The sequence below is a fragment of the Microbacterium sp. genome (assembly GCF_031180975.1).
GTDB lineage: Bacteria > Actinomycetota > Actinomycetes > Actinomycetales > Microbacteriaceae > Microbacterium.
In genome coordinates this window covers 171,557-185,116 of the sequence record NZ_JAPSLI010000003.1, presented here as the reverse complement: position 1 = coordinate 185,116, position 13,560 = coordinate 171,557, and the positions used below count along the sequence as shown (strand labels likewise).

Below are 13,560 nucleotides of genomic sequence, written 5' to 3'. Positions count from 1 at the left end.
GGCCCGTCGACGTGCGCGAGAATCACTCGCGACCGAGGTCGCGGTGGCGGACGTTCACGGCGACGCCGGGCACGTCGGCGAGCCGACGGGCCAGCTCCTCGGCGGTAGCCACCGACCGGTGCTTGCCGCCGGTGCAGCCGATCGCGACCGTCGAGTGGCTCTTGTTCTCGCGCTGGTAGCCCTCCAGCACCGGACGCAGCGCGGCGGCGTAGGCGTCGAGGAACTCGGTGGCGCCGGTCCGGGAGAGCACGTAGTCGCGCACCTCTGCGTCCTGACCGGTGTGGTTGCGGAGCTCTTCCTTCCAGAACGGGTTGGGCAGGAAGCGCATATCCGCCACCAGATCCACGTCGGTCGGCAGGCCGTACTTGAAGCCGAAGCTGATGATCGTCAGCTTGTGCCGCGCCGCCCCCTCCTCCGCGAACAGCTCGGAGACCTGCGTGGCCAGCTGATGGATGTTCATCGTCGACGTGTCGATGAGCACGTCGGCCGCCTCGCGCACCGGGCCGAGACGGGACCGCTCGCGCTGGATGCCTTCGAGCAGCGTGCCGTCGCCCTGCAGCGGATGCGGTCGACGGACGGACTCGAAGCGGCGCACCAGGACGTCGTCCGATGCGTCCAGGAACAGCACCTTGACGCCGCCGCGGGAGCGCAGCAGTCGCGCCACGCCGGGGAAGTCGTCGAACAGGTTGCGGCCGCGGACGTCGACCACGGCGGCGATCTTGGGAAGGCTTCCGCCACCCATGTCGGTGAGGTCGAGCAGCGGCCGCAGGATCTGAGGAGGGAGGTTGTCGACGACGTACCAGCCGAGGTCTTCGAGGGCGTTCGCGGCGGTGGTGCGACCGGCCCCCGACATGCCGGTCACGATCAGGAACTCGCCCTCGTTCGCGGCCGTCATGGTCGTCTCCCTTCCTGGATCTCCAGCCTATCGACTCGCGGGGACGGGCTGAGACACCAGGCGGTTGTGGATGGTCGTCGCCAGGACCGGTCCGATCCCGTTGACCTCGGTGATCTGCTCCGGCGTCGCCGCCCGCAGCGCCGCGACCGAACCGAAGTGCTTCAGCAGGGCCTTGATCCTCGCCTCGCCGAGGCCGGGGATCTCGCTGAGGACGGTGGTGATGTCGCGCCGGCGACGCTTGCGCTGATGCGTGATCGCGAACCGGTGCGCCTCGTCGCGCAGGCGCTGCACCAGGTAGAGGGCTTCACTGGTGCGCGGCAGGATCACCGGGAACTCGTCATCGGGCACCCAGATCTCCTCGAGTCGCTTCGCGATGCCGCACAGCGCGATCTCCGGATGTCCGCTGTCGCGCAGCGCCCGGGCGGCCGCCTGCACCTGCGGTTGCCCACCGTCGACGATGAGCAGCTGCGGACGGTAGGCGAAGCGCGGCTTGCGTCGCGTGGTCTCCACGAGCTCGTCGCCGGTGACATCGACCTCTCCGACTTCCGGGTCGTCGCCCTCGGGGGCGATGCCCCGCACCGGGTCGGAGTCGAGGTAGGCGAGGCGACGCATCAGCACCTGATACATCGAGTCGGTGTCGTCGGTGGTCTCGGTGATGTTGAACGACCGGTACTGGTCCTTGCGAGGCAGCCCGTCCTCGAACACCACCATCGAGGCGACCACGTTCGTTCCGCCGAGGTGCGAGATGTCGAAGCACTCGATGCGCAGCGGCGCCTCGTCCATGCCGAGCGCCTCCTGCAGGTCGGTGAGCGCCTGCGTGCGCGACACGTAGTCGCTGGTGCGACGCATCTTGTGCCTCAGCAGCGCCTGCTGCGCGTTGAGCGTCGCGGTGCGCATCAGTTCGGCGCGCTGCCCGCGTTGCGCGACCGCGATCTCGACTTTGCGTCCGCGGCGCTCACGCAGCCACAGCTCCAGTTCGTGCACGTCGTCGGGAAGGCTCGGCACCAGCACCCGGCGCGGCACGTCGGCGGACTCGCCGTACGCCTGCTGCAGCACCTGGTCGACCAGTTCCGGACCCGAGATGTCGAGTTCCTTGTCGAGCGTGAGCGCCCTGACCCCCCGCACGCGGCCGCCCCTGATCACGAAGTGCTGCACCGCGGCGGCCAGTTCGTCCTCGGCGATGCCGAACAGGTCGGCGTCCTCGTCGGCCGGCAGCACGAGCTGGCTCTTGCCAAGCACGGCCTCGATCGCGGCGAGCTTGTCGCGGTACTTCGCGGCCGCCTCGTAGTCCATGGCGGCGGACGCCGCCAGCATCCGCTTGGTGAGCTCGCGGGTGAACCGCTCGTCGCCGCCCGCCATGAACGCGATGAAGTCGTCCACCATGGCCCTGTGCTCTTCGATCGTCACCGTCATCGAGCACGGTCCGCCGCACTTGCCGATCTGGCCGGGGAAGCACGGCCGCCCGGTCTGCATGGCGCGCTTGTAGCTGGCGTCGCTGCAGGTGCGGATGGGGAACGCCTTGATCATCAGGTCGATGGTCTCGTGCACCGCCCAGACCTTCGGGTACGGCCCGAAGTAGCGGGCCCCGGGGATCTTCCGGTTGCGGGTGACCATCACCCGCGGCGCCTCGTCGGCGAGCGTGATCGCCATGAACGGGTAGGACTTGTCGTCGCGGTAGCGGACGTTGAAGGGCGGATCGAACTCCTTGATCCACATGTACTCGAGCTGCAGCGAGTCGACGTCGGTCGCGACCACGGTCCACTCCACGGATGCCGCAGTCGTGACCATCCGGCGGGTGCGCTCGTGCAGGGTGTGCAGCGGCGCGAAGTAGTTCGACAACCGCTGGCGGAGGTTCTTGGCCTTTCCGACGTAGAGCACACGGCCGTCGGAGTCACGGAACCGGTACACGCCGGGGTCGGTCGGGATCTCCCCCACCCGCGGCTTGTAGGGCAGGACGTCCGCCATCAGCCGGCCTTGCGCTCCATACGCGTCCGGGTCACTGAATCGGTCGAGCCGAGGATCTCGGCGAGGAACTGGCCGGTGTGACTCTCCTCCACGCGCGCGACCTGCTCGGGCGTTCCGACGGCGATGATCTCGCCGCCACCGGAGCCGCCCTCCGGGCCGAGATCGATCACCCAGTCCGCGGACTTGATCACGTCGAGGTTGTGCTCGATGACGATCACCGTATTGCCCTTGTCGACCAGTCCGTTCAGCACCTCGAGCAGCTTGCGGACGTCCTCGAAGTGCAGACCGGTGGTCGGCTCGTCGAGCACATAGATGCTGCGGCCGTTGCTGCGGCGCTGGAGCTCGGTGGCGAGCTTGACGCGCTGCGCCTCACCGCCGGAGAGCGTGGTGGCGGCCTGCCCGAGGCGGACGTAGCCGAGGCCGACGTCGACGAGCGTCTTCATGTAGCGGTGGATCGCCTGGATCGGCTCGAAGAACTCGGCCGCCTCCTCGATGGGCATCTCCAGCACTTCGGCGATGTTCTTGCCCTTGTAATGCACGGCCAGGGTGTCGCGGTTGTAGCGCTTTCCGTGGCAGACCTCGCAGTCGACGTACACGTCGGGCAGGAAGTTCATCTCGATCTTGATCGTGCCGTCGCCGGAGCACGCCTCGCATCGCCCGCCCTTGACGTTGAAGCTGAAGCGTCCCGGCTGGTAGCCGCGCACCTTCGCCTCGGGCGTCTCCGCGAACAGTGCGCGGATCCGGTCGAACACGCCCGTGTAGGTGGCGGGGTTCGAGCGCGGAGTGCGGCCGATCGGCGCCTGGTCGACGTGCACCACCTTGTCGAGGTTGTCCAGGCCGGTCACGCGGGTGTGCTTGCCCGGCACTGTGCGTGCACCGTTGAGGCGCGCGGCGAGCACCTGGTAGAGGATGTCGTTCACCAGCGACGACTTGCCGGAGCCGCTCACGCCGGTGACCGCGGTCAGCACGCCCAGCGGGAACTCGGCGGTCACGTTCTTGAGGTTGTTCTCCCGCGCGCCGACGACGCTCAGCATCCGCTTGCGGTCGATCTTCCGTCGCTTGCTCGGGGTCGCGATCTCGCGCCGGCCGGCGAGGTAGTCGCCGGTCATCGAGTTGGTGTCGCCGAGCAGGGCGTTGTACGGGCCGGAGTGCACGACCTCTCCCCCGCCGACACCCGCGCCGGGGCCGATGTCGACGACCCAGTCCGCCGCCTCGATGGTCTCCTCGTCGTGCTCGACGACGATCAGCGTGTTGCCGAGGTCGCGCAGCTTGACCAGGGTGTTGATGAGGCGGCGGTTGTCGCGCTGGTGCAGTCCGATCGACGGTTCGTCGAGCACGTAGAGCACTCCCGTCAGACCGGAGCCGATCTGCGTGGCGAGACGGATGCGTTGCGCCTCGCCACCGGACAGCGACCCGGCCGAGCGGCTCAGGTTCAGGTAGGCCAGGCCCACCTGCAGGAGGAAGTCGAGCCGCACCCGGATCTCGCGCAGCACCTGCGCGGCGATCTTCGCCTCGCGGTCGGTGAGCACCAGCTTCTCCATGAACGCCCTGGCCTCGGCGAGGCTGAGGTGCGACACCTCGGCGATCGAGTGCCCGTGCACGAGCACCGAGAGGACCTCGGGCTTGAGCCGGTCGCCGTTGCAGACGGGGCAGGGCACCTCGCGCAGGTACTCGCCCCAGCGGTTGCGCTGGGTGTCGCTCTCGGCCTGCAGGTACTGCCGCTCGATGTAGGGCACGACGCCCTCGAAGCCGGAACTGTACCGCATCTCTCGGCCGTAGCGGTTCTTCCACTTGACTGTGACCTTGTAGTTGTCGCCGCGCAGGATGGCCTCGCGCACGTCGGAGTGCAGTTCGCGCCAGGGCGTGTCGAGGGAGAAGTCCAGATCGCGGGCGAGACCCTCGAGCAGGCGCTCGTAGTACTGGAACAGGCCCTTGCCCTGAGTCGTCCATGGCAGGATGACGCCCTCGCGGATGGAGAGGTCCTCGTCGCCGAGCATGAGATCGACGTCGACGGACATCCGGGTGCCGAGACCCGAGCACGCCGGGCAGGCGCCGAACGGCGCGTTGAACGAGAATGTGCGCGGCTCGACCTCGGTGAGGGTGATCGCGTGGCCGTTCGGGCAGGCCAGCTTCTCGGAGAAGGACTGCCAGGCGGCATCCCCCTCTTCGTCGACGAAGTTGACCTGCATCACCCCGCCGGCCAGGCCCAGGGCGGTCTCGACCGAGTCGGTGACGCGGCCGAGGTTGTCGCCGGATGCCACCAGTCGGTCGACCACGACTGCGATGTCGTGCTTGTAGCTCTTCTTGAGCACGGGCGGCTCGGCGAGCTGGATGAGCTCGCCGTCGACGATCGCGCGTGAGTAGCCCTTCGCCCCGAGCTCGCGGAACAGGTCGACGAACTCGCCCTTCTTCTGGTTCACGATGGGGGCGACGATCTGGTAGCGGGTGCGCTCGGGCAGTTCCATCAGCTGGTCGGCGATCTGCTGCACCGTCTGCCGCTGGATGCGCTCACCGCACTCCGGACAGTGCGGCACGCCGATGCGCGCCCAGAGCAGGCGCATGTAGTCGTAGATCTCGGTGATGGTGCCAACGGTCGATCGCGGGTTGCGGTTCGTCGATTTCTGGTCGATCGAGACGGCGGGGCTCAGCCCCTCGATGAAATCGACGTCCGGCCGGTCGACCTGGCCGAGGAACTGGCGCGCGTACGCGCTCAGCGACTCGACGTAGCGACGCTGCCCCTCGGCGAAGATCGTGTCGAACGCGAGGCTCGACTTGCCGGAGCCGGACAGCCCGGTGAAGACGACCAGCGAATCCCGGGGGATGTCGATGTCGACGTTCTTGAGATTGTGCACGCGGGCACCGCGGACACTGAGTTTGCCTGGGCTGGCGACGGGAACGATGGGCACCCGTCAAGTCTATGAGCGGCCACCGACACTGGCTCCGAGAGCGCCGGGAACGGCGCTGGTATTCGCTCAGGGCGAAGGCGGCGAGGCGAAGCCGTCGACGCGCTGCCTGTGCAGCATCCGCGAGAGAACACCCGCCAGCGCGAGGGCGGCTCCGCCGCCGGCGACCGCGGCCAGGGGCACGGTGGGCGCCGCATCGCTGGCGACGGTCACCAGGAACAGCGCGACCTGGGACACGCCCTGCACGATCGCGAACCGCACCGCCGTCGGAGCCAGGGCCGCCAGCACGATCCGGTCCCGTGGTCCGGCCACCTGCAGCAGAGCGCCGAGGACGTGCAGCAGATGCACGGCGGCGACAGCCGCGGCCGCGCGGCCGGCATCCGGCTCGCGCACGATCAACACGACCAGCAGCGCCACCGCACCCAGCCACACACCCCACGTGCGGGGCACGAGCGTGCCGAGGGCGCACAGCGCGGGGGCCGCGGCCAGCCAGAACCCGGGGGCGCCGAGCAGGTGCGCCGCGGCGAACGCGACCAGCACCGCGGCCGCGGCGAACACGGCGCCGGGCGCCGACGGCCCGGTGGAGACCCGGTCGAGGGAGCTCATCGCCGCCTCGCTCCCGCACGCGGCGCCCCGGCCGAGCGCGCCAGCGCACCCAGTGCCACGGCCGCCCCCTCATCCCAGGGGACGGTGTCCACGCCCGATGCCGCGAGCTCGCGGAACATGTCCCGGCGTTCGGTGAGCAGCACGCGCAGGGCGAGGGTCTTCTCCGCGGTCAGGCGCGTGCGGTCCAGCTCGGGCAGCACGTCCACCGCGATCACACGGTGTCCCGCCGCGCGCCAGCGGAGGGCGATCTCGGCCGCCGCGCCGTCGAAGAAGGTCGACAGCACGTAGATGAGCGATCCGTGCGGCACCACGGGCGTGCGCCGGAACCGGGCGTCGTCGCCGCCCTGACCGCAGGCAGAGATCTCGTCGACAAGTCGTGCCAGGTGTCGTGGACCGCTCCCGCCACGCACCGATCGACCGCCGTGCGCGAGCGTGTGGAAGGCGACCCGGTCGCCTTCCGCAATGGTGGCCTCCGCGATCGAGCGCGCCGCTGCGCGCGCCTGGTCCAGCGATGTGACGCCGCAGCGTTCCCGATCGGTGGTCCCCCATGTGGCCACCACGGCACCCAGGTCGTCTGCGGTGTCCATGGCGATCACGACCGAGGCGTCGCTCAGCGCGTTGGTGCGGCGGACGAGCAGGTCGCCGGGCCGTCGGGCCGCCCGCGCCGTCGCCTTCCAGTCCACGCGCCGCAGCTCGTCGCCGGGAGCGAAGGGGTGGATGTCGCGGAAGTCGCCGCCCGGACCAGTGCGTGCGCCCTCGTGCGCGCCGTGCAGGCCGGTGAGCCGTGGGGCGAGCGGAAGCGCGGCAAGCCGGGTGCGCACGGGATGCACAGTCCTGGTCACGCCCATCGGCGGGGTGCGGCGGCCCAGCATCCCGGCATCCGCCGCGAGCGGCCGCGCGCGTGTCTCGACCGCCCGGAGGGGGCCGGAGTGCAGCGCACGGCTGCTCGCGCGCACCGTCGAGATCCCGGGGAGGAGTATCCGTGTGCGGGTTCGCGCGGACTGGGTGAGGAGCAGTTCCACGATCTCGGCTTCCGATCGCACCTGGATGTCGTCGCGGAGACGCCCGTGCTCATCCGGCCGGGAGGCGATCCCGATGCTCACCGGCCCGGGCGCGGTCGTCGTGAGGGCGACGACCGCCCACAGGCCGAGCGGAAGCCCGACCGCCACGACATCCGGTCGCGAGCCGATCAGGCCGACTCCCGCGAGTCCGAGCGCGCCGGTGACCGCGAACCACACGGCCGGTCCGGCGCGCCAGGGCGCATCGCGGCGACGTGTCCGTTGCGCCATGGTCAGGCGCGGACGGCCGCGACCGTGGGCGGAACGGGGACCGTCTCGACGAGCGAGGCGACGATGTGCGCCGGGTCGACGCCCTGTGCCCAGGCCTGCGGGGTGAGGGTGAGCCGGTGGGCGAGCACGGGCACCGCGATGCGCTTGATGTCGTCCGGGCGCACGTACTCGCGACCGTCGAGGGCCGCCAGTGCGCGCCCGAGCAGTACCAGCGACTGCGATCCGCGCGGCGACGCGCCCACCGCGACGCCCTGCGCGGTGCGGGTCGCCGCGGTCAGCTCGACGCAGTATCGGGCGATGTCGGGGTCGACGTGGATCTGCTCGATCGCCGCCTGCAGCTCCAGCAGCTCCGCCTGGCCGATCACGGCCTCCACCTGGGTCGCCTCACGCTGGCGCCGGACGCGACCGAGCAGGATGGCGGTCTCGTCCTGCCCGTCGGGGTAGCCGAGTGACAGCCGCACCATGAAGCGGTCCAGCTGCGCCTCGGGAAGGGTGTAGGTGCCCTCGTTCTCGATCGGGTTGGCGGTCGCGATGACGTGGAACGGCGCCTGCAGGGGGAAGCTGTTGCCCTCCACCGTCACCTGCCTCTCGGCCATCGCCTCCAGCATCGCGGACTGGGTCTTCGGCGTGGTGCGGTTGATCTCGTCGGCGAGCAGCAGACCGGTGAAGATCGGTCCTGGGCGGAACACGAATTGACCGGTGTCCGGCGCGTAGACGTAGGAGCCGGTGACGTCGCCCGGCAGCATGTCGGGCGTGCACTGCAGCCGCCGGAAGGACAGCCCGAGCGCGGCTGCGAGGCTGCGGGCGGCGAGTGTCTTGCCGAGTCCTGGTACGTCCTCGAACAGCACGTGTCCTCCGGCGAGGATGGTGGCCAGGGCGATCTCGAGCGGTCCGGTCATGCCGACGACGGCGGTGCCGACGGCGGCGCGGATCCGCTGGCCGGTCTCGGCGATCAGGGTGACGTTCATCTGCTCTCCTCGGCGTGGATCGACCGCGGCGCGGCCGGCTGGTGATGGATGTGCGACCGATGGGACTGCCCGGGAACGGGTGCGTCGTGCTCGAGCCGTTCGGCGGCGGCGAGGGCGTCCTCGATGTCGGCGGGCGTCACCCGTCGCGCGCTGAGCCGCTCCCACAGGCCGCTTCCGAGTCGCGCGTCGATGGCGGCCGCGTCGGCGGGCGAATCGGGGTCGAGACCGGCGTGCTGCAGACGACGGCGCAGCGATGCCCGCACCCGCCGGGTCATGACCTCGCCCACCGTACCCGCCTTCAGGTCGACCGCCCACGCGAGACGGGCGACGTCCGAGCCCCGGTAGCGCGGCTCGGCCTCGTTCATCGGTGCGTCGTCGCGGGGGTCGTCGGGCATCGGATGGCTGACGACGGCGACGACGGACGCCGCCACCGCACCCCATGCACAGGCGAACTCCATCTGCACGCCGAGCAGCAGCAGGGCGATCGCCGCCGCCAGGCCCGCGGTGGCGGCGGCGACGACGCGCCTCCACCCGGTCACCGCCATCCCTCCTCGATCTCGGCGAGCGCCCTGGCTGCTTCGGCTCGGTCGTCCTCGCTCGCCTTCTTGCTCCCGAACCGGACCGACTCGTAGAGGCCGAGCAGTGTGTGCGTCGCCGCGTCGATTCCGGGCCGACGGAGCAGAATGCGGACGGTGAACTCCGACGGCGTCTCGCTGGTTCCCCGCGGGATGCCGGAATCCGAGGCCGTCTCCTCCAGCCCCACCCAGGCGGCGATGATCGCGTCGGCCGGATCGGCGCGTCCCTGCACGACCGCACGGGCGGCGGCGATGCCCCGGCGGATCACCGGGGCGCTGGGGGCGGATGCCGCGGCTGCGGGTTCTGCGCCGGCGACGTCGACCGGGTCGCCGATGCGCCGCCGCGGCGGCCGGGCACGCCACCAGGCGGTGACCAGCCGCACTGCGAGCACGACAAGCAGGATGACGACTGCGGCCGCGACGATCAGGAGAAGGATCAGGATGATGGTGCCCCAGATCCGGCCGTCCTGCGGCTGGGACGGCGGCAGCGGGAGCGGCGACGGCGGCGGGGACGATGTCTGCGTGGCCCGCTCGGGCGATCCGAAGCTCGGGACCTCGATCCGCGGCGTCCCCTGGACGGACGCCGCGATCATCATGATGAGGAACAGTCCGGCGGTGACCGCCGACAGGAGCACGCGGCTGCGCCGTGCCGATGCGCCGCCCACCTCAGGCGACGACTCCCGTTCGCGGGCGGCGGGATCGGCAGGCATGCTGTCACCCTAGGCGAGCCGAGGCGCACCGGACCCGACCGCTGCCGATCTGTGGACAACTCGGTTCAGGAGGGCCGAGTGCGCCCCGCGAAATCGGCGAGGGCGTTCCGCAGGGCGGCGACCGACTCCAAATCCAGGCCGGTGCGCTCCATCACCCGGCGTGGCACGTCCAGCGCTCGCGTGCGCAGCGCCCGACCCGCGTGGGTCAGGGCGATGTCCAGGCGACGCTCGTCACCCGCGCTGCGCTGCCGGACGAGCAGGCCGTCGGCCTCCAGCCGCTTCACGAGCGGTGAGGCGCTGGCCGGCTCCAGCGCGAGTTCGCGAGCGAGGTCGTTCAGCGAGCGCGGCGAGCGCTCCCACAGTGCGAGCATGACCAGGTACTGGGGATGGGTCAGGCCGAGCGGTTCGAGGATCGGCCGGTAGACGCTCAGCACGTTGCGCGCGGCGGTGACCATCGCGAAGCACAGCTGGTTCTCCAGCCGGAGCAGATCGTCCTCATCGGTCATGCCCGAAGTTTATCCGAACGCCAATAGTTAGTACGCTAATGAATATGTCCAAGGCGACCTCCCCCGACGAACCGACCCGCCCTCCGCTGCGCGAGCGCATCCGCGACGCCGGAGGCTTCTACGCCTGGTTCAATTCACGCCTGATCCGGTACGCCGGGCCGGCGTCCGTCGGCCCGTACGAGAAGACGCCGCCGCCCACCGCGGCCGAGCGCGCCGAACGCGCGTGCCCGCTGTGCGGGAAGCCGATGAACCGGCACCGGATCGACCGGACGGGCCCGAAGCCCCTGATGCACTGCCCGTGAGGGCGGCCGCGAGCGAGGCCGTCAGGCGTGGCCTGCTCGCTCCATCGCCCGCAGCTCTTTCTTGAGGTCCTGGACCTCGTCGCGCAGCCGGGCCGCGAGCTCGAACTTGAGTTCGGCCGCCGCGGCGAGCATCTGATCCGACAGGTCGGCGATTGTCTCCTCGAGCTGCGTCGCTCCTTCCGCCGCGATGCCGGTGCGCCGCAGGTTCGGTGTGGGCGACTTGCCCTTACCCGACTTCCCGGCCTTGCTGCGTCCGGCGCGCATGTCGGCGGTGTCGGCCGCCTCGCGGGCGAGCACCTCGGTGATGTCGGCGATCCGCTTGCGCAGCGGTTGCGGGTCGATGCCGTTGGCCTGGTTGTACGCTATCTGCTTCTCGCGACGCCGCTCGGTCTCCTCGATGGCCTTGCGCATCGAGTCCGTCATGTTGTCGGCGTACATGTGCACCTGACCGGAGACGTTACGGGCGGCGCGTCCGATCGTCTGGATGAGCGAGGTGCCGGAGCGCAGGAAGCCCTCCTTGTCGGCATCCAGGATCGCGACGAGCGACACCTCCGGCAGGTCGAGTCCCTCTCGGAGCAGGTTGATGCCGACGAGGACGTCGTAGACGCCTGCTCGCAGTTCGGTGAGCAGCTCGACGCGCCTGAGCGTGTCGACGTCGGAGTGCAGGTAGCGCACGCGCACCCCGTGCTCGCCGAGGAAGTCGGTGAGCTCCTCCGCCATCTTCTTGGTCAGCGTGGTGACGAGCACCCGCTCGTCACGCTGGACGCGCAGGCGGATCTCCTCCAGCAGATCGTCGATCTGCCCCTTGGACGGCTTGACGACGATCTCGGGGTCGACGAGTCCCGTCGGGCGGATGATCTGCTCGACGACGCCGTCGGCGATTCCCATCTCGTACTTGCCGGGCGTCGCCGACAGGTACACGGTCTGACCGATCCTGTTCTTGAACTCGTCCCACCGCAGCGGACGGTTGTCCATCGCGCTCGGCAGCCGGAAACCGTGCTCGACCAGGGTGCGCTTGCGTGAGGCATCCCCCTCGTACATCGCGCCGATCTGCGGAACCGTGACATGCGACTCGTCGATGACGAGCAGGAAGTCGTCGGGGAAGAAGTCGAGCAGGGTGTGCGGCGGCTCGCCCGCCTGCCTGCCGTCCATGTGCCGCGAGTAGTTCTCGATGCCGGAGCAGAACCCGAGCTGCTGCAGCATCTCGAGATCGAACGTGGTGCGCATTCGCAGCCGCTGCGCTTCGAGGAGCTTGCCCTGACGCTCGAGCTCGGCGAGGCGCTCGGCGAGCTCGTGCTCGATCGTGCCGATCGCCCGCTGCACGACATCCGTGCCGGCGACGTAGTGGGAAGCAGGGAAGATCGGCACGGAGTCGAGCTTGGCGATCACTTCGCCGGTGAGCGGATGCAGGGAGTACAGCGCCTCGATCTCGTCACCGAACAGCTCGATGCGGATCGCGTGCTCCTCGTACACCGGGATGATCTCGATCGTGTCGCCGCGGACGCGGAAGTTGCCGCGCGAGAAGTCGACGTCGTTGCGGTTGTACTGCATCGCGATGAACTGGCGGATCAGCGCGTCACGGTCGTACCGCTCCCCCACCTGCAGAGCCACCATCGCGCGCAGGTACTCCTCGGGCGCGCCCAGTCCGTAGATGCACGACACGGTCGACACCACGACGACATCCCGCCGTGAGAGCAGGGAGTTCGTCGTGGAGTGCCGCAGTCGCTCGACCTCGGCATTGATCGAGGAGTCCTTCTCGATGAACGTGTCGGTCTGCGGGACGTACGCCTCTGGCTGGTAGTAGTCGTAGTACGACACGAAGTACTCGACGGCGTTGTGCGGCATCAGTTCACGGAACTCGTTGGCGAGCTGCGCCGCCAGTGTCTTGTTGTGCGCGAGGACCAGTGTGGGCCGCTGGACCTGCTCGATGAGCCAGGCCGTGGTGGCGGATTTGCCGGTACCGGTGGCACCCAGCAGCACGACATCCGTCTCACCGGCGTTGATGCGCGCGGCGAGTTCGGCGATCGCCTGCGGCTGGTCGCCGGCCGGGCTGTACTCGCTGACGACCTCGAAAGGGCGGACGCTGCGCGTGGGTTGCATGCTTCCAGCCTAAGAGGGGGTGGGGACACTCGGCTCGCTGCGCCCGCTCAGCGCACCGCATCGGGGTCGGGGTCGGATGCCGGGATAGGTGCCGCTTCCGCGACGGGCCGCACCCCTAGAGTGGTGGCGTGATCGAGTTCCTCATCGGCTCCAGCCTGGCGGCATCCGCCGGCCTGAATGCGTGGATGCCGCTGTTCCTGCTCGGTCTCGCCGATCGCCTGCTTCCCGCCATGTCGCTGCCGGCGGGCTGGGCGTGGCTGTCCAGCGATCCTGCGCTGTGGATCGCCGGCGCCCTACTGGTGCTGGAGATCGTGGCGGACAAGATCCCCGCACTGGACTCGGTGAACGACGTGATCCAGAGCATCCTCCGACCGGCGGCCGGCGGGATCGCGTTCGGCGCCGGGTCGGGCGCCCAGACGGTCGCCGTCGAGGATCCCAGTCCGTTCTTCACCGACAACACCTGGGTCCCGGTGGCGGTCGGGATCGGGATCGCTCTCGTCGTGCACGTGGCGAAGGCGACCATCCGGGTGGCGGCGAACGCCACCACCGGCGGCGTGGCGGCGCCGGTGCTCAGCACCGCGGAGGACGGCGCGTCGTTCGCGCTCGCCGCCGCCGCCATCCTGCTGCCGGCCCTGGCCGCGCTCCTGCTGATCGGACTGCTGGTCGGCATCGTCCTCGTCGTCAGGCGTGCGACCCGTCGGCGGCGGCCGCGCCCCGCGGGTCCTCCCGCCACGGGCTAGC

At 70.0% G+C, this 13,560-nt stretch carries 12 protein-coding genes; 2 read left to right on the top strand and 10 right to left on the bottom strand.

The window, feature by feature from the left end:
- Positions 1 to 22: 22 nt before the first annotated feature.
- From rapZ to RIF65_RS05600, 9 genes are all read right to left on the bottom strand, one after another.
- Entirely contained in the window at positions 23 to 895 is an 873-nt protein-coding gene (rapZ, locus tag RIF65_RS05640; RefSeq protein WP_309066295.1) for an RNase adapter RapZ, read from the bottom strand.
- A gap of 27 nt (positions 896 to 922) precedes the next feature.
- Entirely contained in the window at positions 923 to 2,860 is a 1,938-nt protein-coding gene (uvrC, locus tag RIF65_RS05635; protein ID WP_309066296.1) for an excinuclease ABC subunit UvrC, read from the bottom strand.
- Positions 2,860 to 5,766, bottom strand: coding sequence for an excinuclease ABC subunit UvrA (gene uvrA, locus RIF65_RS05630; RefSeq protein ID WP_309066297.1), 2,907 nt, complete (start codon positions 5,764 to 5,766; stop codon positions 2,860 to 2,862). Before uvrA ends, uvrC begins: the two co-directional genes overlap by 1 nt.
- Before the next feature lie 66 nt (positions 5,767 to 5,832).
- On the bottom strand, positions 5,833 to 6,369 hold the full coding sequence (locus tag RIF65_RS05625; RefSeq protein ID WP_309066298.1) for a hypothetical protein: 537 nt from the start codon (positions 6,367 to 6,369) through the stop codon (positions 5,833 to 5,835).
- Positions 6,366 to 7,658, bottom strand: coding sequence for a DUF58 domain-containing protein (locus tag RIF65_RS05620; RefSeq protein WP_309066299.1), 1,293 nt, complete (start codon positions 7,656 to 7,658; stop codon positions 6,366 to 6,368). The genes RIF65_RS05625 and RIF65_RS05620 overlap by 4 nt, the downstream gene beginning before the upstream one ends.
- A gap of 2 nt (positions 7,659 to 7,660) precedes the next feature.
- A complete protein-coding gene (locus RIF65_RS05615; RefSeq protein ID WP_309066300.1) occupies positions 7,661 to 8,626 on the bottom strand; it encodes an AAA family ATPase in 966 nt (321 codons plus the stop codon).
- Positions 8,623 to 9,165 (bottom strand): hypothetical protein, encoded by a 543-nt coding sequence (locus RIF65_RS05610; protein WP_309066301.1) that lies wholly within the window; start codon positions 9,163 to 9,165, stop codon positions 8,623 to 8,625. The genes RIF65_RS05615 and RIF65_RS05610 overlap by 4 nt, the downstream gene beginning before the upstream one ends.
- The gene (locus RIF65_RS05605; RefSeq protein ID WP_309066302.1) at positions 9,162 to 9,911 is read right to left on the bottom strand and encodes a DUF4129 domain-containing protein; all 750 of its coding nucleotides are present in this window, start codon (positions 9,909 to 9,911) and stop codon (positions 9,162 to 9,164) included. Before RIF65_RS05605 ends, RIF65_RS05610 begins: the two co-directional genes overlap by 4 nt.
- A 65-nt stretch (positions 9,912 to 9,976) precedes the next feature.
- Complete coding sequence (locus RIF65_RS05600) at positions 9,977 to 10,417, bottom strand: MarR family winged helix-turn-helix transcriptional regulator (protein ID WP_309066303.1); 441 nt, start codon at positions 10,415 to 10,417, stop codon at positions 9,977 to 9,979.
- A gap of 38 nt (positions 10,418 to 10,455) precedes the next feature.
- Here RIF65_RS05600 and RIF65_RS05595 point away from each other — a divergent pair, with 38 nt between their 5' ends.
- Entirely contained in the window at positions 10,456 to 10,719 is a 264-nt protein-coding gene (locus RIF65_RS05595; protein WP_309066304.1) for a hypothetical protein, read from the top strand.
- 21 nt (positions 10,720 to 10,740) lie between these two features.
- Here RIF65_RS05595 and uvrB read toward each other — a convergent pair whose 3' ends face one another.
- A complete protein-coding gene (gene uvrB / locus RIF65_RS05590) occupies positions 10,741 to 12,819 on the bottom strand; it encodes an excinuclease ABC subunit UvrB (RefSeq protein ID WP_309066305.1) in 2,079 nt (692 codons plus the stop codon).
- A 128-nt stretch (positions 12,820 to 12,947) separates the two neighbouring features.
- Between uvrB and RIF65_RS05585 the strand changes: the two genes are divergently transcribed.
- A complete protein-coding gene (locus RIF65_RS05585; RefSeq protein WP_309066306.1) occupies positions 12,948 to 13,559 on the top strand; it encodes a DUF4126 domain-containing protein in 612 nt (203 codons plus the stop codon).
- The last annotated feature ends 1 nt before the right edge of the window (position 13,560 follow it).